Here is a 20,633-nt window from a genome sequence, read left to right on the forward strand (position 1 = left end):
TGAATTTCGCATTTAAATAGCAATGATCAGAGGTATTTTAACAATCCTAACGATTCTGATTGAGCCTTTCTAGCGATGATTCTTAAACGCAAATGTTCGCCCTTTAAGATGCAGACTCCTGCACATGGTTTGTTTGCTTCCTTTATCGGTATGAAAAGCGCTTAACTAATATATTAAGTTCGTTGTTGGCTATTTGTGCCAATTTATTCTCGTTTATTGGCTTTTGTCTCTAGGAATTGAGTTAAATCGTGATTTTTTTGAGAACTTTCACTAAGGGCTTGCTGCTAATTTATTTACACCAAACTTGCTTGGGAAATTCATCCCCTGAGCCAGAGTTCAATTCACAAGATTGATGCAGCTTGTCCTAATCCGGGACGTTTGGGATTCCATAAGAATCCCCTTTTTATAGATTCTTAGTCCTTGGAAATTCCTATGAACAATTTAAATAAAGCTATTGAAGCCTTAGGTGAAGATGAGCGAAATCAAGAAAACAGAGAGTGGATTGATGCGCTTGACGATGTGATGGCAGAACAGGGTTCGCAGCGTGGCCGTGACATCATTCGTCTCTTACAAAATTCGTTGTTTAAACAGGGTGTTCACACAACGGAAGCCACGTTGAATACCCCTTATCGGAATACGATTCCTGTTAATGAGCAACGCAGCTACCCCGGAAATAGAGAGTTAGAACAGAAGCTTGAAAACATTATTCGTTGGAATGCTCTCGCGATGGTGGTTAAGGCGAATGATCAAGGTACAGGTGTTGGTGGGCATATTGCGACCTATCAATCCGCAGCCACTATGTTGGAAGTGGGTTTAAACCACTTTTTTAAACAGCACACAGATAAGTATGGTGGTGATCAGCTATTAGTCCAAGCGCATGCTGCTCCAGGTATATATGCGAGAGCGTACCTTGAAGGCCGCCTAACTGACGAGCAGATGGCGAATTTCCGTCGAGAACTTCAACAAGGGGGAGGATTAAGCTCTTATCCTCATCCGAGACGTATGCCTGATTTTTGGCAGGGACCGACCGCATCGATGGGGCTTTCTACGCCTTCGGCAATCTACCAAGCACGATTTATGAGGTATCTAGAAAATCGTGGTTTGAAAGAGCCAAACGGTGGAAAAATCTGGTGCTTCATTGGTGATGGAGAATCGGATGAGCCCGAAGTGTTAGGGACAATCAACATGGCCAGCCGAGATAACTTAGATAACTTGGTGATGGTGATCAATTGTAATCTGCAGCGTTTAGATGGCCCTGTGAGAGGCAATGGCAAAATTATTCAGGAGCTAGAACGAAGCTATCGTGGTGCTGGTTGGAATGTCATAAAAGTGATCTGGGGCAGTGAATGGGATGAACTGTTCTTAAGGGACCGTGAAGGTATTCTGCAAGATCGAATGGATCAGGCTGTGGATGGCGATTATCAATATTATACGGTTTCTGACGGTCAGAGTGTGCGCGATCACTGGACGCAAAATGATCCTCGTTTAGAGGAGTTGATGAAGACGCTGAGTGACGAGCAGATCCGTTGTATTAAACGTGGTGGCCAAGATCGACAGAAGATCTTTAGTGCGTTTGATAAAGCCATGGAAAATACAGGTAAGCCAACGGTTATTCTAATGAAAACTGTTAAAGGTGATGGCATGGGAGCGAGTGCTGAAGGGCAAAATACAAGTCATCAGAAAAAGCAGCTAACGGCTGAAGAGCGAATTGAAATTGGTCGTCGTTTTGAAATTCCATTGAGTGATGAAGAGCTGGCTGCGGCAAGCTTGTATCAGCCAGATCCAGATAGCCCAGAAATTCAGTACCTACATAAACAGAGACTAGCATTAGGGGGCTATCTACCGTCCAGAAATGCGAACTTCGATAAACTAGCGCTCCCTCCTTTAACCCTGTTTAAAGAGGCGATATCTGGTACGAAACGCGAGCAATCCACAACCATGGCTTTTGTTCGGATGTTGTCTCATTTATTAAAAGATCCAGAGATAGGCAAATACATTGTGCCAATCGTGCCGGATGAAGCACGAACCTTTGGTATGGAGTCTCTGTTTAAACAGTTTGGTATCTATTCTTCTGAAGGTCAGAAATATAACCCAGTGGATTCAAGTAGTTTGCTTCCATATAAAGAAGCTAAAGATGGGCAGCTGTTGCAAGAGGGGATCTGTGAGACAGGTGCAATGGCGTCTTTCTTAGCGGCTGGGACCTCCTATGCAAACTACGGAGTGCCGACCATCCCGTTTTATGTATTTTATTCGATCTTCGGTTTCCAACGTGTTGGAGACATGATTTGGGCTTGTGCCGATAGTATGGCGAAAGGTTTCCTTTTAGGTGGTACTGCAGGCAGAACAACCCTAAATGGTGAAGGTCTTCAGCATCAAGATGGTCACTCCCAAGCTGTCGCTGCCACCGTTCCTAATATGCTCAGCTACGATCCCGCTTTTGCCTACGAATTAGCGGTTGTAATCAAAGATGGTATCGAGCGGATGTATATCAATGATGAAAATATTTTTTATTACATCACGCTATACAACGAAAACTACTTAATGCCAGAAATGCCCGAGGGATGTGAGAAGGAGATTTTAAAAGGGATGTACCGCTTCGCTAAAAATGAAAACTCTGGGCATAAAGTGCATCTGTTTGGTAGTGGCAGTTTAATGCAGGAGGTTTTAAAAGCCGCTGAGATCTTAGAAGAGTTTGGTTGTAGTACCGATATTTGGAGTGTGACCAGCTATAACCAGTTGGTTAGAGATGCATTGGCTGTCGAGCGGGAGAATCTACTGAATCCCGATGCTATTGCTGAGAGTTATCTTCAAATTGCTCTGAAACACGAACAGGGTGTTTTTGTAGCTGTCAGTGATTTTGTGAAATCTTTACCCAACGGAATTGCTCGATGGTTCCCAGAAGATCCCGTTGTATTAGGCACGGATGGTTTCGGATTAAGTGAAAGTCGTCCAACCCTCAGAGATCATTTTGAAGTAGATGCCCGTTTTATCGCTTGGGCAGCCTTATCTCGCCTATATAGCAAAGGTGCGCTTAGTCGTGAAATGCTAAATAGCGCAAGAGATACGCTCAAAATTCCTTATGAAAAAGCAGATCCTGCTTATTTTTAATTTTCTAAGAAATAAAACGTCTTGCGGTTGTCGAGACAAAAAAGCGGTAATAAAGATGGGTTCAGAAATTATATCTATGCCAGATATTGATGGGTCTGGCGAAGTAGTTGAGTTGTGCGCTGAATTGGGTGCAGAGATCAAAATTGGTCAATCACTGTTAGTGATTGAGTCAGATAAAGCGTCGATGGAAGTTCCTTCTACTGTAGAGGGTGTTTTGGAGGAATGGTTAGTTGACGTGGGTTCAACTGTTGAAAGTGGAACTTTGCTTTCAGCTGTAGTGAAAGAAGGTGTTACTGATAAAAGTGATTATCAAGAAATTCCGGGAGTAGAAAAAGAAAAGGTTTTTCCAGAGAAAGCGCAGCCTGATGTAAGTAATAAAAAGGCTACAAAAATTAGCGGTGATACGACAAAGGCAGTGTACATCGACCAAAGCACATCACGTACAACGTCTAGTCAGGTTTATTCAGGACCTGCAGCACGTAAACTGTCCAGAGAGCTCGGTGTAAATTTAGAGGATGTTTCGGGAACAGGTCCGCGAGGGCGAATTTTAAAAGAAGACATTAAGGCATTCATTAAACGAGAGCGGGTTCATAGAACTGCGATGCCTCAATCTTCAGGAATCCCTCAGATACCTGAGCAGGAATTTAGCCGCTTTGGTGAAATTAATGCTAAGGATATGTCGAATATTGCTAGGGCAACTTCCGAGCATATGACGCGATGTTGGTTGAATATCCCCCATGCCACCCTATTTGATGAAGTTGATATCACCGAGTTAGAGTCTTTTAGAAAAGGGTTGAAGCCTACATCTCTCAACTTGGATAGGGCGCCAACTGTATTGCCATTCATCGTTAAGGTTATCGCAAAAGCATTACGTAAATACTCATTGTTTAATAGTTCGTTAAGCTCTGATGGTAAGCAGGTTATCTATAAAAATTACGTCAATATAGGCGTTGCTGTAGACACACCTGCGGGATTGGTTGTACCAGTGATAAAAGGGGCAGATAGCAAAAGTATCTCTGAGTTGTCTATTGAGATAAATGACTTGGCTGGTAAAGCGCGTGGAAGGCAATTGAAACCAGCGGATATGCAGGGCGGCTGTTTCACTATATCGAGCTTGGGGCCTACGGGCGGCACAGGCTTTACACCGATTGTTAATGCTCCAGAAGTCGCGATTTTAGGCGTTGCTAAGGCGAGTATAAAACCAGTTTGGGATGGACGTGATTTTCAGCCGAGAAAGCAGTTACCGCTCAGTTTGTCCTTTGATCATCGGGTGATTAATGGAGGTGATGCAGGACGTTTTATGGCCTATATCAATACTGCCTTAACCGATATTAGACAGCTGCTGTTTTAAGACAGTGACTTAATCCGAGAACTTTAAGCGATAAGGGGTTAGAAAAAACCTAACTTCCTAAGGGTTTCTTAGGAGTTAGGTTTTTTGTCATTGGATGACTGATTTTGTTGCTCGGTGAGTTTATTTAACGCATCGAGGGTTTTATCTAGCTGGTTTTCAATCCTTTCCAGTTTTCTTTCTAAGCCTTCGATACGCTCAATATTGCGCTCTTCTTTCTGAGTTAATTCTCTTTCATCTTGCTCAATAAAGAACACAGAGAAACTAGCGGTTAACATGGAGAACATTGCTAATCCCATCAGGATGAGAAGCGAACCAAATATCCTACCTTCCGTTGTGGCGGGCACAAGATCACCATAACCTACAGTCGTAACAGTAACCCAAGCCCACCATAGACCATCCATTGGTGTTTCAAAGGCAGGATCGATACCTGAAATTAGCAGTCCGGAAATCACCAAGATGATAAAGCAGATAAAGAGTGTGATGCCTAAGTTATGCCGAGATAAGAGATCACGGGTATCTTTGGAAACTCGTAGGAATATACCGATGGTGAGCGCAAGTCTTAGGGTTCGGATTATCCCAGCATAGAATGTATCGACCCCCCAAAGAACTGGCAGACCACCAAGTACGATAAGTGGGCTCATCCAATTGTGTTTGATATATTTAATGCGATCATCAACAAGCCAGAGCATTACGAAGAGTTCTGACATAAACAGTAGCCAGATTAGCCAGTCAGACGCGAAAGACGTGTAAGCATTTGAGACGCCTTTAGATTGTAGATACCAGTCAATAAGAATCCATATGGCTGCTAATACCATTGGCCCTTCAAAGCGGCGTCCCCAGAGTTTGGCTCGTTCGTTTTCTTCAGAGGCGACCCCGCCTAGTCCAACCATACGCATTAGAGCCGTATGTCGAGTGTATTCCATTTATCGCTCCATTCTACTGGGTCTGCATTTGTTAGTGGCTGTAGTCCAAACGCTGTTGTCCGACTGTCAGATCCAAGCGTTGGCGAAGCTGTCGGGCCCTCACTTTGGAAATGGCATCTAATATGAGGTCTCCTTGCCAATATTCATCCTGCTGGCCATATAGATGTTGCTGTAGATCCATCACTAACAAATTTATTGTTTGGTTATTGGCGTATTCACATACAGATTCTAGAGACTGTATGTCAGGTGCAGCCCAAAAGCTTTGAGCCCACTCAACTAAACGTAATTGTGCGACATTAGGGTTGTTTTGATTGCAGGCGATAGAGAATGCTTGAAAGGTATTCTTTTCGGTTATCTCAAACGCAACTCGTTTTTGTTCCTCTTCGAATAAAGACTCATCAGGTTCTTCTTCAGATTGCTTTTTGATATTGCGTAGATGGTTAAACGTATAGATAAAGGCCAAAGTTGCCGCAACACTGATCCCCGTTAAAATCCAAATTAACACTGTGATCGAACCTGAGGACTCTTCTTTATCTGATTGAGGGTTGTTGGTTGGAATAACTGCAGGTGTAACTTCAATTTTTCTCTGAGTGATAGAGGCTGTCTGCCCTTTGTCGGCAGCTGTATTCCACCAAGGAAGGTCGATAGATGGCAGGATGATCTCTTTAGTATTCCGAGGCGTAATTTCTAATTCTTCTACTCGTTGACTGATTACACCCTGTTCCGTCATACGTTCTTCTAAAATGACATTAAGCAGCGTAATTGTTGCATTAGAGTGCTGTAGTGATGCTAAGGAAGGTAGCGACGAAGAAGGGAGGCCTTCAGCTTCTAATTTTATGATTCGGGTAAGCTTGCCTGTTTGAGTTACCTGATTTAATTCATCTAAGTTGTCTTCAATATAAATCGATGTTGCCGGAAGCCATAACTTGTGTGTGTTTTGATTGGCGGGTGGTAGTACTGAAAGTAGTAGCGGCTCACTATTTAGTTCTATGACCGTATTGTTGGAGAGAGTGGTTGAGAAAAACACGGGGCTGATTTCCACTTCGCCTTCTTGAAGTGGAAACAGAGTGTAGCTTGTTTCGGTAACATTATAGTTTTGGCCACGTACGACACTGGTATATTGCTTTTGCTCTTCCAGCGGCTTGATGATCGCATCAGGGGATTCTGGTGCGGTTAAATTTGTATCTAAGGGGAGCGGAGCAAGATGGAAAATCTTCGCGCGTAAAATTGCTTGCCCATTTACATAGAGCTCATCTTTATCAAGGCTAGATTCTAGAAAGATTGCTCGACCCGAACCTTCAGCGAGTTCCGGATTATCATTGGCTGGGAGTACAGAAATAGGAAGTTCTTGACTAGCTTGCTGCCCAACAAAGATTGCAGGAATGACTTGTTCCCCATCTTTTCTCGGTTTTAGTTGTAGTACCCAGCGAGTTCTGGTCGTTACAGAGCCTGTGGTATGGCTCGAAACAGTAACTTTACGTGTTCCAACAATATTAAAGTCTTTTTGTAATTGCCTTAGGTTTGGTCGAGCGACATCTTGCTGGTCAGTTTCTAAGGTCAGCGTAATCTTTTGACCTAAATAGAGGATGCTTGTATCTAAGGAAGAAGAGACCTTTGCTTGAGCTTGAAAAGCAATGAAAGCCAGAAGAAAGAAAAAGTGAGAATAAATTAATCGCAATGTAATCCTCGCACCAACATCGCCGGCTAAGACTCACCGATAGTTAGGTCTGTGAGCAAGAAACTGTGTTTTTTGTTTTATTATGAGTAATCCTGAAGGGTGAATCAACGTATTCCTGTTTAATAATCGTTTGATTAATTTAGCTCAGGTGAGTTTCGTTTCTCTCTGGTTTCTCTTGCCTTAAGCTGTTAAAAATTTGTTTGTATCACTTGTCGATGTACTTAAACGGTTGTTGGCTACATTTTGTCTATACTTTTGATTATTTGAGAAAAATTGAGGGTTGCAGATGGAATATCTAGGGCAGGACGAAAAAGCGAATCTGTTAACAACGCTTTGCCAAGAGTTACAAAATCGATTACCGAAAGAAAGATCTGAAGCCTTGATTGAGTTTGCAACTCTATACTATTCATCTGCTTCGCTTGCTGATCTTCTAGAGTGGAAATTAGAAGATCTATATGGCTCAACGTTGGCCTGTTGGCAGTTTCTCCAAGAGCGTAAAGAGGGACAGGTTAAGGTCAGGGTGTTTAATCCTGATTACGAACTGCATGGTTGGCAATCAACCCATACTGTGATTGAAGTACTGCAGAAGGATATTCCTTTTCTCGTTGACTCTCTTCGAATGGAACTCAATCGACGTAACTTAACTATCCACGCTATACATAATGCGGTAGTGACCCTGAAAAGGGATGACAAAGGGGGATTAACGTCTTTACTCAAAAAGGATAGCAGAGCGAAAAACTCTCAAAGGGAATCCTTAGTTTCGATTGAGGTTGATCGACATTCGGATACTGCAGATCTTAAAGACCTAGAGCAAGCACTAAGGAATGTCCTTGAAGACGTAACCATGGTGGTAGAAGACTTTGAGCCTATGGTTGAGCGATGCAATGATCAAGCAGAAGTATTCTCAAAAGCGGTCAAAGGCTTTGAAACTGAGATTACCTCGGAGGTGCATGATTTTATTAAATGGTTGAAGGATCACTTTACCTTCTTAGGCTACGATGAATACCAGTTGGTGGATAAGAAGGGAAAGAAAACCCTAGAAGCCGTACCGGGCAGCCAGCTTGGACTTCTAAAATTTTGTGATGAGCATTGCCGATCTGCCTTAGTTAACGAGAATGATCGCGATGCGGAAGGCTTTGTCCTGATCCCCGATATTTTATCCTTCACTAAGTCTAATAGGGCCTCCAGTGTCCATCGTCCGACGTACCCCGATTACATCAGTATAAAAAAATACAATAAGAAGGGGGACGTTGTAGGTGAATGTCGTTTCTTAGGCTTGTATACCTCCAGTGTTTATATTCAGAGCTCGCGCCAGATTCCTATTGTGCGCCGTAAGGTGGATGCGATTATGGAAAAATCTGGCTTGCATCGCCATGGGCATGATTGGAAAGAGCTGCTGCAGATCTTAGAAATTCACCCTCGAGATGATCTATTTCAAGTATCCGTAGATGATCTTTATCGGACCGTTATTGGCGTCCTACAAATTCATGAAAGGCGGCAGATACGTTTGTTTGTTCGTCGAGACTATTTTGGCCAGTTTTATTCCTGTCTGGTCTATTCACCAAGGGATATTTATAGCACTGACTTCAGGCACAAAATTCAGTCGTTATTGATGGCGCAGTTGAACTGCACCCATGCAGATTTTACGACCTATTTTTCTGAATCCATTCTGACGCGTACGCAGTTTATTCTTCGTGGGGACAACATCGTAGAGGATTTTGATTCCGATAAATTAGAGCGGGTGGTGAGATTAGCCGCCCGTAGTTGGTGTGATGATCTTCGAGATGTCTTGGTTGAAACACTTGGTGAGGAATCAGGTATTCGAGTTTACAACCAGTTTGGTAGTGGTTTTCCTGCTAGTTACAGCGCGGACTTTTCCGCTAGAACAGCGGTAGTGGATCTACAACATATAGAAAAACTATCCGATAAAGCGCCATTGCAGCTTAGTTTTTATCAAGCATTGGAGCAGGAAAAGAATTGTCTTAACTTTAAATTGTTTAGTTTAGGCGCATCCTTACCTTTATCGGATGTTATCCCAGTACTCGAAAACTTAGGGTTAAGGGTCATAGACGAACACCCTTATAAAATAGAAAGCAAACGAGCTTTGGTGTGGATTCACGATTTTAATTTGCATTACACGGGAGCTGGCTCAGTATCACTTTCAACACTCAAAGAAGTGTTTGAAGAGGCCTTCCTCAAAATCTGGCAAAGTGACGCGGCGAATGATGAGTTTAACCGCCTCGTGTTAGCAGGCAATGTTGGTTGGCGAGAGGTGGCCATGCTTCGAGCTTATGCCGCTTATATGAAGCAGATTAGTTTTCCAATTAGCCCTGAAGCAATTAGCACGACGCTAAACGCTTATGTCGATATAGCGGCTAAGATTGTTCAGTTCTTTAAAGCGCGATTTGAATCAGGTAATTCCGCGGAACAAGAGGCAATAGAGTCGACCATTATTGATGCTTTAGAAGATGTGGGTAGCTTGAATGATGACCGAGTGATTCGACAGTATTTATTACTAATCAAGGCAACGCTGCGAACAAATTTCTATCAAAAAGATAGGCAAAATTTTAAAAGCTATTTCTCTTTTAAATTGTCCCCTGATGAAATCCAAGATATGCCATTACCGCGGCCCAAATATGAGATTTTCGTCTACTCGCCTAAGGTTGAGGGTGTTCATCTTCGTGGTGGTAAGGTGGCTCGCGGTGGACTGCGTTGGTCTGATCGAATGGAAGATTACCGCACAGAAGTCTTAGGCCTAGTTAAAGCTCAGCAGGTTAAGAATGCGGTAATTGTTCCTGTTGGGGCAAAAGGTGGATTTGTCGCTAAATCATTACATGACAGTATGAGTCGCGAAGAGTGGTTTGAAGAAGGTGTAAATTGCTATAAAACCTTCATCAGTGGGCTATTGGATATCACAGATAACCTAATTGAAGGTGAGGTCTGCCCACCAGCGGATGTGGTTCGTCACGATGAAGACGATACCTATTTGGTGGTGGCGGCAGATAAAGGTACGGCGACTTTCTCTGACATTGCAAACGAATTGGCACAATCCTATGGATTCTGGTTGGGTGATGCCTTTGCTTCTGGTGGTAGTCAGGGCTACGACCATAAGAAGATGGGCATTACAGCGAGAGGCGCATGGGTATCTGTTGAACGGCATTTCCGCGAGATGGGTGTGAATACCGATAAGGATGATTTTACGGTCATTGGTATAGGAGATATGTCAGGTGATGTATTTGGCAATGGTATGCTGCTCTCTAAGCATATCCGTCTAGTCGCTGCCTTTAACCATTTGCATATCTTTATCGATCCAAATCCTGATGCTGCAAAAAGTTGGAAAGAGCGAGATCGTTTATTCAAACTGCCTCGTTCTGCATGGACTGATTATGATAAAAAATTGATCTCTGAAGGGGGCGGTGTATTTGACCGTTCTGCCAAATCGATCACCCTGTCTCCACAAATACAGGCGCTTATTGGTGAAAAGATAGCGACTGTTACCCCGAATGATCTTCTGAATAAACTGCTAAAAGCGCCAGTAGATCTGGTTTGGAATGGTGGTATTGGTACTTATGTTAAGGCAAGTACCGAGACTGATGCGGATATCGGCGATAAAGCCAATGATGCCTTACGTATAGACGGCCAAGAGCTAGCCTGTAAAGTGGTTGGTGAGGGCGGTAATTTGGGTATGAGCCAGCTTGCCCGAATGGAATATTCTTTGGCTGGTGGCCGGATGAATACTGACTTTATTGATAATGCTGCAGGTGTCGACTGCTCAGACCATGAAGTAAATATCAAAATCCTTCTAAACCAGGTAGTTGCCAATGGCGACATGACAGAGAAACAACGTAATTCCCTGCTTGAGGAGATGACCGATGAGGTTGCTTCATTAGTATTGAAAAATAACTATCGACAGGTGCAAGCGATCTCTATGGCAGAGTCTCGTTCATTTGAGGGGATGGCTGAGTATCAGCGTTACATTACCAATATGGAATCTGCAGGGAAATTGGATAGAGCGCTAGAGTTCTTACCTGCTGATGATGTGTTAAATGAACGACGAGCGTTGAAAAAAGGTTTAAGTCGTCCAGAGCTCTCCGTGCTTATCTCTTATAGCAAAGCAGAGCTGAAAGAATTGCTAAGTCTTTCATTCATACCAGATGATGAGTACCTTTCTCAGGAACTGTTTACTGCCTTCCCAGAGAAATTGGTGTCAGAGTTTGGTGGGCAGCTAAAAGTGCATCGTCTGAGTCGAGAAATTATCAGCACTCAAATCGCAAACCACATGGTTAACATGATGGGTATTAACTTTGTTGATCGTTTACGTATATCAACAGGGGCTGATGAAGCTGCTATAGCTAGGGCTTATGTGCTGGCTCGTGATGTGTTTGGGGTTGAGAATTTATGGCAGCAAATCGAAAAACTCGATCATAAAGTTAGCAGCGATATTCAATTAGAGATGATGCATGAATTACAACATTTAATGCGTCGAGCAACGCGATGGTTTGTAAGGAATCGCCGGGCAGAAGTGGACTGTGAAAAAGAGGTAGATAGTTTTAGAGCTCAGTTAGGCAAAATTGTACCTAAGCAGGAAAAATTGCTTACAGGAGAACCTTTAACGCGTTGGGAAAGTGCACTTAGTCGCTATCACGAAGCGGGAGTTCCTAGTAAATTGGCTAAATTTGTATCTGGTGCACGTTGTTTGTATGCCTCATTAGGTGTGATCGAGGTTGCAGATGAAGCGGATGTTCCGCCAGATCAAGTGGCTCAAGTGTACTTTGGGCTAGGGCAGCGGTTAGAGCTTGATTGGTTGTCTAGAAAGCTCAGCAAATTGAGTGTCGATAACTATTGGCAAGCATTGGCTCGCGAAGCGTTTAGGGATGATTTGGATTGGCAGCAGCGTGCCTTGGTGGCGACAGCTATTAAAGGGCGGGTCAAAGGGTCTACAGTAGAACAGGTGATCGATAAGTGGTGTACTGAAAATGAATGGCTACTTGATCGTTGGCAAAATGTTCTCAATGAAGTTAAAAGTGCTAAAAAACAAGAGTATGCAATGTATACTGTCGCGTTAAGAGAGTTGTTTGATTTGGCGAAAACAAGCCAGTTTAATACCTGAACGTGTATATGAGGGTCATTCCTCTAAATAGTATTGTATGAAAGCAATTTTGGTTGATATTCGGATTAGTTCTGAAAAATTTTTAATGTTGTATCAAGGGGTCGCGGAAACTGTTTATACCCGATCCCTTGATGGTCGTAGCGTACAGTTCCCCGCTAGAATCTTAAAACCATTTCTACTACGTGATGGTATTAATGGTCGGTTTAAAATCTTGTTTGATGATCAAGGCAAATATCAGGGAATAGAGAAACTGAGTTAGTGTAATAAATGCACCAATTTTATGATTCTTTATAACTTTTGGGAGTTAACATTGTCACTCTTAGTGCTCAATGCTGTTATTCCATCCTCGCCTCGCCTATAATCGGGCCAAAATTTTTACTAGGACCTGATTATGTTGTATTCACTGACTCGATCTTTGATGTTTCAGCTTGATCCCGAACTTTCTCACAACGTAGCGCTTCATTCGATGAATCTTGCGTCTTCTTTGGGAGTAAATAAGCTTCTGGGCGCTGAAGTACTATCTGATCCTGTTCAGGTGATGGGAATTGATTTTCCAAACCGCGTAGGTTTAGCAGCAGGTCTAGATAAAAACGGCATTGCGGTAGATGGTATGGCTGCAATGGGCTTCGGCTTTGTTGAAGTGGGTACTGTTACTCCACGTCCACAAGATGGTAATCCTAAGCCACGTATTTTCCGTTTGCCTGAACAGCAAGCGATCATCAACCGTATGGGGTTTAATAACGGTGGTGTAGATAAGCTGCTCTCTAATCTGGATAAGAGCGTTTATAAAGGTGTTCTGGGTATCAATATTGGTAAAAACAAAGATACTCCAAACGAGAAGGCGAATGACGATTACCTATACTGTCTTCGAAAGGTATACGGACGCGCGTCTTACATTACGGTTAACGTATCTTCTCCAAACACACCAGGCCTTCGTACTCTTCAGTACGGCGAGTCGTTAAACAGCTTATTGGACGCGCTTAAATCCGAACAAGCTAAGTTAGCTAAGTTCCATGACCGCTATGTTCCAATTGCGGTAAAAATTGCACCGGATATGACTGATGAAGAACTTGCACTTGTTGCTGCTTCTCTAAAGTCTTATGAAATGGATGGTGTGATTGCGACCAATACAACCCTATCTCGTGACGGTGTTGAAGGGCTAGAGTTTGCAGATGAAGCAGGTGGTTTATCAGGCGCTCCAGTACGCAATAAATCAACTAAAGTGATTAGAACTCTGGCGCAAGAGCTTGATGGTGCGTTACCAATTATTGGTGTGGGCGGGATCACTGAAGGTTTTGATGCGGCAGAAAAGATCGAAGCTGGTGCAAGTTTGGTACAAATTTATTCTGGGTTTATCTACCGTGGACCTTCATTGGTTGCGGATTCTGTGAAAGCAATTAAGCAGCTTTCAGAATAAGAGCAGGTAATAAAAAGGCTCCCTTAGGGGAGCCTGAAAATTCTGTTTAGTGTAGAGCTGGGTCGGATTGAATTGCTGATACTCCTTCCATACCGCTCCAGTGAGCTTCGCGTCCTTGGCGCCATCCGCTCATCCAATGGCTTCTGAGATCTGATGTGTTCACGGGACAGTTATCCCGGGACTTACCGCTTAATCCTGCTTGAAAACCTCGATTAAAAAGTGTGCTGGTACGATCACGCTTTTGTCTCTTCATACAATTGAGCCTCTCTTCGTGTTTTAGTTTTTTGAGAGCAGCGGTTCCTTGAGACATGGTATCCGCTTAAAATCTGTCTGCGAGTTTTTAAGTTTTGCAGCCAGACTTCTATAAATATCGGAAAATAGATCATAGTGCGATTGAATATGACTATCATGATATTAATGCTTAATAAAAATAATTAGTGTGTGGGTGCAAAAAAACGATTGCATTCATAAAGTTAGTCAAAAAATTGGTTTTTGAACAACAGAGTGAATTTTTTTCATGCCTGTTGTTAATTAAGTGAAATATTTGCTGAGTAAAGATGCGTATGAAACTGTTTCTGACATGCCCTAAGGGTCTTGAGTTACTTCTTGAAGAGGAGTTGCAGCAACTGGGCGTTACCGAAACAAAACAAACAGTGGCAGGGGTTCAATGCCAAGGTGAGCTGGAAGATGCTTACCGTATCTGTTTATGGTCTCGTTTAGCGAACAGAGTTCTTATGCCCCTTTATGAAGGTGAAGCAGAAACAGCAGATGACCTTTACAAGGCTGTTCAGCAAATTGACTGGCTGGATCATATGCGTAGCGAAGGTACGTTGTTAATTGATTTTAGTGGTCAAACTCGTGGTATCAACAATACCCATTTTGGTGCGTTAAAAGTTAAGGATGCCATTGTCGATCAAATTCGGGATAAAACTGGTGCTCGTCCGAGTATCGATAAAGTTGCGCCTGATCTACGTATTAATGTGCGTATGCACCGCGGCAAAATTACCGTTGCTTTAGATATGTCGGGTGATAGTTTGCACCGACGTGCTTATCGTCTGAAAGCCGGTGAAGCGCCAATGAAGGAAAATCTGGCGGCTGCTATTTTGATTCGCAGTGGTTGGCCGGAGCGTTCATCTGAATACGGTTTGGTTTTCGATCCTATGTGTGGTTCAGGCACATTGCTAATTGAGGCTGCTTTGATGGCGGCTGACATTGCGCCAGGTTTGCAGCGTAAGCGTTTCGGATTCTCCCGCTGGACAGGTCATAAACGTGATATTTGGGAAGATCTTGTTGCTGAGGCTCAAGCGCGCAAAGTAAAAGGTTTGCTGTCATTGGAAGCGAACCTTATTGGTAGCGATCAAGATGGCAAGGTGTTGCGCGCAGCTCGTCAGAATGCAGAAAGGGCAGGTGTGGCAGACTTTATTGAATTTACAACATGCCGCCTAGAAGATTTGGATCGCAACACCCTACCTGAAGGTAAAGGTTTACTGATTACTAACCCCCCTTATGGTGAGCGTTTAGGTGAGACTCAGCAGTTGATGTTCTTGTATCGACATCTTGGCGATAAGCTGAAAGAGCAATTTGCGGGTTGGACGGCTTCTATTTTTACCTCTAACCCAGATCTTTGTAAGGTCACAGGTCTACGCGCAGATAAGCAATATAAGCTGTTTAACGGTGCGCTTGAAAGTCGTTTGTTTATCTACCCTGTGTCTGAGCAGAGAGCTGAGAAGCAAGAGGGTCAAGAGGGTGAGCCAGCTCCTTTGAGTGAAGGGGCTCAGATGTTTGCTAATCGTTTGAAGAAAAATCGTAAACAGCTGGCTAAGTGGGTAAAACGCGACAATATAGAGAGCTACCGTCTCTACGATGCGGATATCCCTGAGTACTCTGTTGCAGTGGATATCTACAAAGACGAAGTGCATGTCCAAGAATATGCCGCACCTAAGAAGATTGATCCGGTAAAAACATTTGCTCGCTTACAAGATGTGATGAATGCGTTACCGGTAACCTTAGAGGTATCTCCAGAAAAGGTAATTCTAAAGCAGCGAAAAAAACAGCAGGGCGTTAATCAGTATGAAAAGCACTCTGAAACTCACCGCTTTAAAGAGATTAACGAACACGGCTGTCGTTTGCTGGTCAACTTGCACGACTATCTTGATACCGGTTTGTTTTTGGATCATCGAGCAATTCGTTATCAGATTCAGAAAGAAGCGGCTGGTAAGGATTTCTTAAACCTGTTCTGTTACACAGGCACTGCTTCTGTGCATGCTGCCAAGGGTGGCGCTAAATCCACAACCAGTGTTGATATGTCGGCTACTTATCTTAACTGGGCTAAGCGAAATTTAGATCTAAATGGCCTCGATACAAAAGAGCATCAGCAAGTTCAAGCGGACTGCTTGAAGTGGTTGCGGATGCAAAGAGGGCCAGCATACGATCTGATTTTTATGGACCCTCCAACGTTTTCTAACTCTAAGCGAATGGCTGGAGTGCTTGATGTGCAGCGCGACCACGTAGACCTTATAGAAGGGGCTATGCGCTGTTTACGTGCAGATGGGGTGTTGTACTTCTCCAATAACTACCGCCGCTTTAAGTTGGACTACGATGCGTTGTCAGAATTCGAGATTGAGGAGATTACGCAATCTACTCTGGATCCGGATTTTAAGCGTAATTCTAAAATTCATTCTTGTTTCCGTATTCGTCATAAGTGATTGTGCTCGCAAATTGTGCGCTTTAATAAATCTGGCACATATAGTGCTTACTATTAAGGCATAAAAAATTTGTTACTAGCACTATTTTGGTGAATTGCAGTTTAAGGCGCTATGTTTCGGGGCTTTTAAGCCTAGTTGGCATAGTGGCAGCAATATCACAGAATAATATGCACTATAATAGTGCACCAAAATGAAGCGCAGTTTTAGGTTGTGGTTCTAATATGGTGCAAAAAAGAAACGGGAGACACCAAGTGGAAAACGTCAACAGCGCAGTTGAGACGCTTATTCAGAGTTCTAATACTCTATTCATTCTGATGGGGGCGATCATGGTCTTTGCCATGCATGCCGGCTTTGCTTTTCTTGAAGTTGGTACGGTTCGCCACAAAAACCAAGTGAATGCGTTAGTTAAAATTCTGACCGATTTTGGTTTTTCTGCCATGGCTTACTTCTTTGTAGGTTATTGGGTTGCTTACGGCGTCACTTTCTTCTCTCCTGCTGCTGAATTAGCCGCAAACAACGGTTATGAGCTGGTTAAGTTCTTCTTCTTAATGACGTTTGCGGCTGCGATTCCTGCGATCGTATCGGGTGGTATTGCTGAGCGTGCTAAGTTCTGGCCGTTCTTGATTGCCTCATCTCTTATTGTGGCGTTTGTATATCCGTTCTTCGAAGGCATTATCTGGAATGGTAACTTTGGTTTCCAAGATTGGTTAGAAGCTAATTTTGGTGCTGCATTCCATGATTTTGCGGGTTCTGTTGTAGTGCACGGCGTCGGTGGCTGGTTGGCGCTAGTTGCAGTGATCATGCTGGGAATTCGAAATGGTCGCTATAAAGGTGGTCGTCTTGTTGCTTTCCCTCCATCTAATATTCCTTTCTTGGCATTAGGTGCATGGATTCTGTGTATTGGTTGGTTCGGTTTTAACGTAATGTCCGCTCAAACAATGGATGGTATCTCTGGTCTAGTAGCTGTTAATACGCTAATGGCGATGGTTGGCGGTATTATTACTGCGCTGATCTTTGGTAAAAATGACCCTGGCTTTATCCATAACGGTCCTTTGGCTGGTTTGGTTGCTGTATGTGCTGGTTCTGACGTAATGCACCCTATGGGTTCTCTAGTTGTAGGTGCTGTTGCCGGTGCAATTTTTGTCTTCTTGTTCACTATTCAGCAGAACAAATGGAAGATCGATGATGTGTTGGGTGTATGGCCGCTACATGGTGTTTGTGGTGTTTGGGGTGCTATTGCTTGCGGTATTTTCGGTACTGAAGCGCTTGGCGGTCTGGGTGGCGTTAGCCTTATGTCACAAATAATCGGTTCGCTAGCGGGTATTGCTGTAGCAGTCATTGGCGGTGTAATTGTTTACGGTGGTGTGCGTGCAGTTTCTGGTCTGCGTTTGACTCAAGAGGAAGAGTATAACGGTGCTGACCTATCTATCCATAAGATTGAATCTACTAGCGATAACTAATCTGTCACTTTAGGTCTATTGAACAAGCCGGGCATTGCCCGGCTTTTTTGTTGGTAGTGATTAGTTAAATATCGCTTGTCTGAATTTTTGTAGCTTAGAAAAAATAAAATCAGAACGTTCTTTTTTCCCTTTCTCTGTGTAGTACTGCATATCTATTACGCCTGATTCTGTTCTTTTTAGCATTCGTGCTTGCTGACTTAAGCCGTCATAGCCCCAGTCTGTTGTTGGTACTTCATCTAAAACTACGTAACTGGTAGGTGTTAGAGGCCCAATTTCGTTGTCTAAAAGTTTGTTAAATGCACTAAGTGCATCGGACTTTTCCTTTTCGGTATTAGTGTCTTTGCTGATTTTGGCATCCACGTATGCAGATACCGAATTAGTGGCTAATTTATTGCCGATAAACCAATGCTCTTTATCCATTTTTGTAATACTTACGGCGGTTAATTCTGCTTTTTTATGAAGAATATTGGCCATGATATTTGTTGTACCTTCGACTAGGCTTTTGATCTGTAATTCGGTTAAGTCGCTGGATACATGTATTGATATGTAAGGCATAACGCTCTCCTTGTCTGTTTAAATCCGGCTTACGCGCTCATTTGCATTACTAATAACGATTAATTTCGTTTATATTAATCAGTTAATACGATCAAAGAGGGGTGGGCATGGCGCAGCCTAATATAAGCACTGAATTGTTGAGAACTTTCCTTGCTGTAGTTGAAAGGGATGGTTTTATTCGGGCAGCAGAGTCCCTGCATAAGACGCAATCCACGGTGAGTCAGCAGATAAAAAAATTGGAGCTGGAGTTGGGTGTTGTGTTGTTTCGCCCTAATGGCCGTAAACGGCTGTTGACACATGAAGGGGAGATGTTAGTTGGTTACGCAAGAAAGATGCTGGCGTTGCAGGACGATGCGATAGCGAGCTTGGCGAGTAGTGGTGAGCTGGGGGAGATAAAGGTGGGTGTCTCTCAGGGTGTTGCGGAAACCGTATTGCCAGAGCTCTTGGCTGGCTTTTCTCGGAAGAACCCTGCTGTAAGGCTGTTTGTGGAAACGGGTTATAGCGATGAGCTGGAGTTAGGGTATGAGCGGGGGGATTATGATCTTATCGTCACGTTATCGTTAAGTAGCTCAGGGAAGGGGGAGGTGTTAGGTGGTGAGCCGTTAGCGTGGATTGGCCCTGTGGGCTTTTCTTGGTCTCCAGGAAGGGAGTTGCCGATGGCGTCATATTCCAAGGCTTGCCAGTTTAGGCGGGTTTCTATTGAGTCTCTCGATCAATCAGGCATTCCGTGGCGGCTGGTTTATACTTCATCAAGCTATCAAGGGCTTATGGCGGCTGTTAAGTGTGGCTTAGGCGTTACTGTGAGGCCTAGGAGTGCGGTGCTGCCAGGGGTTGAGTTGATAGGGGGGCGTCTTGGTTTGCCTGAGTTGCCAATGATTTATACATCGTTGCGCTATAGGCGAGATATCAATGTTGCGAATGAGTTGGCAGAAACGTTTAGATTAGCGTCGCTTGGGGTTCGGTAAATTGAAGAATATAGACAATAAAAAAGCCGCATAAAGCGGCTTTTTTGGGTAATTGGTGCGTCTTACTTAGGGTATGAGCGCTGAGTCGGACCAGTGTAAAGCTGGCGTGGACGACCAATTTTGTTAGGGCTGCTGTGGAACTCACTCCAGTGGGAGATCCAGCCAATTGTACGAGACAATGCAAAGATCACGGTAAACATGTTGGTTGGGATACCAATTGCTTTCAGGATGATACCGGAATAGAAGTCTACGTTCGGGTATAGTTTGCGTGCAGCAAAATATTCGTCTTCGATAGCGATTGTTTCTAGGCGTTTCGCGATCTTAAGAAGAGGATCATTTTCCAAACCAAGTTCGGCTAGTACTTCGTCACAAGACTTCTTCATTACGCGTGCGCGTGGGTCGAAGTTGCGATATACACGGTGACCGAAGCCCATTAGGCGGAATGGGTCGTTTGGATCTTTTGCTTTAGCAACGAATTCATCAATGCGTGACTCATCGCCGATCTCTTCAAGCATGTTTAGTACAGCTTCGTTAGCACCACCGTGAGCTGGGCCCCAAAGTGCAGCGATACCAGAAGCGATACATGCGAATGGGTTAGCACCAGAAGAGCCCGCAAGACGTACTGTAGAAGTAGAAGCGTTCTGTTCGTGGTCAGCGTGAAGTACGAAGATGCGGTCCATTGCTTTCTCAAGTACAGGGTTAACCTGGTACTCTTCGCAAGGTGTACCGAACATCATCTGCAGGAAGTTGCCTGCATAGCTCAGCTCGTTGCGCGGGTACATAAACGGCTGGCCGTTTGAGTACTTGAAGCACATCGCTGCGATAGTAGGCATTTTCGCGATTAGGCGGTATGCGCAAACTTCACGGTGATGTTCGTTATCGATGTCTAGAGAGTCATGGTAGAACGAAGAAAGAGCACCAACTACGCCGCACATGATCGCCATTGGGTGAGCGTCACGACGGAAGCCGTTATAGAAGTGGTTTAGTTGCTCATGAACCATCGTGTGGTTCTTCACAGTGTCTACGAATTTAGCCTTTTGCTCTGCGCTAGGCAGTTCGCCGTTCAATAGTAGGTAGCACACTTCCATGTAGTCTGATTTTTCTGCTAGCTCGTCGATTGGGTAACCGCCGTGCAGTAGCACGCCTTTGCCGCCATCGATGAAAGTGATGCTAGAGTCACACGCAGCTGTGGAAACAAAACCAGGATCGTACGTGAACAGGCCTTTGCCAGTCAGTGGGCGCACATCAATTACGTCTGGACCTAGAGTGCCTGAATACACCGGCAGCTCAATAGCTTCATCCAGACCGTCGACTGTTAAACGTGCTTTCTTATCAGCCATTAAAAGGCTCCTATCATTATG

The 20,633-nt window shown here is 43.8% G+C and carries 13 protein-coding genes; 8 read left to right on the forward strand and 5 right to left on the reverse strand.

The annotated features are described in order from the left end of the window. The first annotated feature begins 432 nt into the window (after window positions 1-432). On the forward strand, window positions 433-3,108 hold the full coding sequence (gene aceE / locus ACMXYO_RS06665; protein ID WP_415887739.1) for a pyruvate dehydrogenase (acetyl-transferring), homodimeric type: 2,676 nt from the start codon (window positions 433-435) through the stop codon (window positions 3,106-3,108). Window positions 3,109-3,163: 55 nt separating this feature from the next. Then, window positions 3,164-4,459 carry a 2-oxo acid dehydrogenase subunit E2 gene (locus tag ACMXYO_RS06670; RefSeq protein WP_415887740.1) on the forward strand — a complete coding sequence of 432 codons (1,296 nt, stop codon included), beginning with the start codon at window positions 3,164-3,166 and terminating at the stop codon, window positions 4,457-4,459. Window positions 4,460-4,527: 68 nt separating this feature from the next. Here ACMXYO_RS06670 and ACMXYO_RS06675 read toward each other — a convergent pair whose 3' ends face one another. Both ACMXYO_RS06675 and ACMXYO_RS06680 read right to left on the reverse strand, forming a co-directional pair. Then, window positions 4,528-5,382: an ion channel gene (locus tag ACMXYO_RS06675; protein ID WP_415887741.1), complete on the reverse strand. Its 855-nt coding sequence runs from the start codon at window positions 5,380-5,382 to the stop codon at window positions 4,528-4,530. Between the two features lie 31 nt (window positions 5,383-5,413). Then, window positions 5,414-7,060: a BatD family protein gene (locus ACMXYO_RS06680; RefSeq protein ID WP_415887742.1), complete on the reverse strand. Its 1,647-nt coding sequence runs from the start codon at window positions 7,058-7,060 to the stop codon at window positions 5,414-5,416. Window positions 7,061-7,346: 286 nt separating this feature from the next. Between ACMXYO_RS06680 and ACMXYO_RS06685 the strand changes: the two genes are divergently transcribed. From ACMXYO_RS06685 to ACMXYO_RS06695, 3 genes are all read left to right on the forward strand, one after another. Then, window positions 7,347-12,170 (forward strand): NAD-glutamate dehydrogenase, encoded by a 4,824-nt coding sequence (locus ACMXYO_RS06685; RefSeq protein ID WP_415887743.1) that lies wholly within the window; start codon window positions 7,347-7,349, stop codon window positions 12,168-12,170. Between the two features lie 37 nt (window positions 12,171-12,207). After that, window positions 12,208-12,429 (forward strand): DUF2835 domain-containing protein, encoded by a 222-nt coding sequence (locus ACMXYO_RS06690; protein ID WP_415884175.1) that lies wholly within the window; start codon window positions 12,208-12,210, stop codon window positions 12,427-12,429. 132 nt (window positions 12,430-12,561) lie between these two features. Next, the gene (locus ACMXYO_RS06695) at window positions 12,562-13,587 is read left to right on the forward strand and encodes a quinone-dependent dihydroorotate dehydrogenase (RefSeq protein WP_415884176.1); all 1,026 of its coding nucleotides are present in this window, start codon (window positions 12,562-12,564) and stop codon (window positions 13,585-13,587) included. A 46-nt stretch (window positions 13,588-13,633) separates the two neighbouring features. Here the strand turns inward: ACMXYO_RS06695 and rmf are convergent, their stop codons facing one another. Next, complete coding sequence (gene rmf / locus ACMXYO_RS06700; protein ID WP_415884177.1) at window positions 13,634-13,840, reverse strand: ribosome modulation factor; 207 nt, start codon at window positions 13,838-13,840, stop codon at window positions 13,634-13,636. Between the two features lie 310 nt (window positions 13,841-14,150). On the opposite strand from rmf, the gene rlmKL reads away from it, so the two are divergent. Continuing rightward, window positions 14,151-16,292, forward strand: coding sequence for a bifunctional 23S rRNA (guanine(2069)-N(7))-methyltransferase RlmK/23S rRNA (guanine(2445)-N(2))-methyltransferase RlmL (gene rlmKL / locus ACMXYO_RS06705; protein ID WP_415887744.1), 2,142 nt, complete (start codon window positions 14,151-14,153; stop codon window positions 16,290-16,292). Between the two features lie 251 nt (window positions 16,293-16,543). Beyond that, on the forward strand, window positions 16,544-17,752 hold the full coding sequence (locus ACMXYO_RS06710; RefSeq protein ID WP_415887745.1) for an ammonium transporter: 1,209 nt from the start codon (window positions 16,544-16,546) through the stop codon (window positions 17,750-17,752). A gap of 60 nt (window positions 17,753-17,812) precedes the next feature. Here the strand turns inward: ACMXYO_RS06710 and ACMXYO_RS06715 are convergent, their stop codons facing one another. After that, entirely contained in the window at window positions 17,813-18,307 is a 495-nt protein-coding gene (locus ACMXYO_RS06715) for a tautomerase family protein (protein WP_415887746.1), read from the reverse strand. Between the two features lie 107 nt (window positions 18,308-18,414). Here ACMXYO_RS06715 and ACMXYO_RS06720 point away from each other — a divergent pair, with 107 nt between their 5' ends. Beyond that, window positions 18,415-19,272: a LysR substrate-binding domain-containing protein gene (locus ACMXYO_RS06720; protein WP_415887747.1), complete on the forward strand. Its 858-nt coding sequence runs from the start codon at window positions 18,415-18,417 to the stop codon at window positions 19,270-19,272. A 62-nt stretch (window positions 19,273-19,334) separates the two neighbouring features. Here the strand turns inward: ACMXYO_RS06720 and gltA are convergent, their stop codons facing one another. Then, a complete protein-coding gene (gene gltA / locus ACMXYO_RS06725; protein ID WP_415887748.1) occupies window positions 19,335-20,612 on the reverse strand; it encodes a citrate synthase in 1,278 nt (425 codons plus the stop codon). Between the last annotated feature and the right edge of the window lie 21 nt (window positions 20,613-20,633).

The organism is Neptuniibacter sp. QD37_6 (genome assembly GCF_047778085.1).
Lineage (GTDB): Bacteria > Pseudomonadota > Gammaproteobacteria > Pseudomonadales > Balneatricaceae > Neptuniibacter.

Bases quoted from the DNA above. Each gene is read 5' to 3' on its own strand.
- aceE (WP_415887739.1), top strand. From the start codon at position 433: ATGAACAATTTAAATAAAGCTATTGAAGCCTTAGGTGAAGATGAGCGA.
- ACMXYO_RS06670 (WP_415887740.1), top strand. From the start codon at position 3,164: ATGGGTTCAGAAATTATATCTATGCCAGATATTGATGGGTCTGGCGAA.
- ACMXYO_RS06675 (WP_415887741.1), bottom strand. From the start codon at position 5,382: ATGGAATACACTCGACATACGGCTCTAATGCGTATGGTTGGACTAGGC.
- ACMXYO_RS06685 (WP_415887743.1), top strand. From the start codon at position 7,347: ATGGAATATCTAGGGCAGGACGAAAAAGCGAATCTGTTAACAACGCTT.
- ACMXYO_RS06690 (WP_415884175.1), top strand. From the start codon at position 12,208: ATGAAAGCAATTTTGGTTGATATTCGGATTAGTTCTGAAAAATTTTTA.
- ACMXYO_RS06695 (WP_415884176.1), top strand. From the start codon at position 12,562: ATGTTGTATTCACTGACTCGATCTTTGATGTTTCAGCTTGATCCCGAA.
- rmf (WP_415884177.1), bottom strand. From the start codon at position 13,840: ATGAAGAGACAAAAGCGTGATCGTACCAGCACACTTTTTAATCGAGGT.
- rlmKL (WP_415887744.1), top strand. From the start codon at position 14,151: ATGAAACTGTTTCTGACATGCCCTAAGGGTCTTGAGTTACTTCTTGAA.
- ACMXYO_RS06715 (WP_415887746.1), bottom strand. From the start codon at position 18,307: ATGCCTTACATATCAATACATGTATCCAGCGACTTAACCGAATTACAG.
- ACMXYO_RS06720 (WP_415887747.1), top strand. From the start codon at position 18,415: ATGGCGCAGCCTAATATAAGCACTGAATTGTTGAGAACTTTCCTTGCT.
- gltA (WP_415887748.1), bottom strand. From the start codon at position 20,612: ATGGCTGATAAGAAAGCACGTTTAACAGTCGACGGTCTGGATGAAGCT.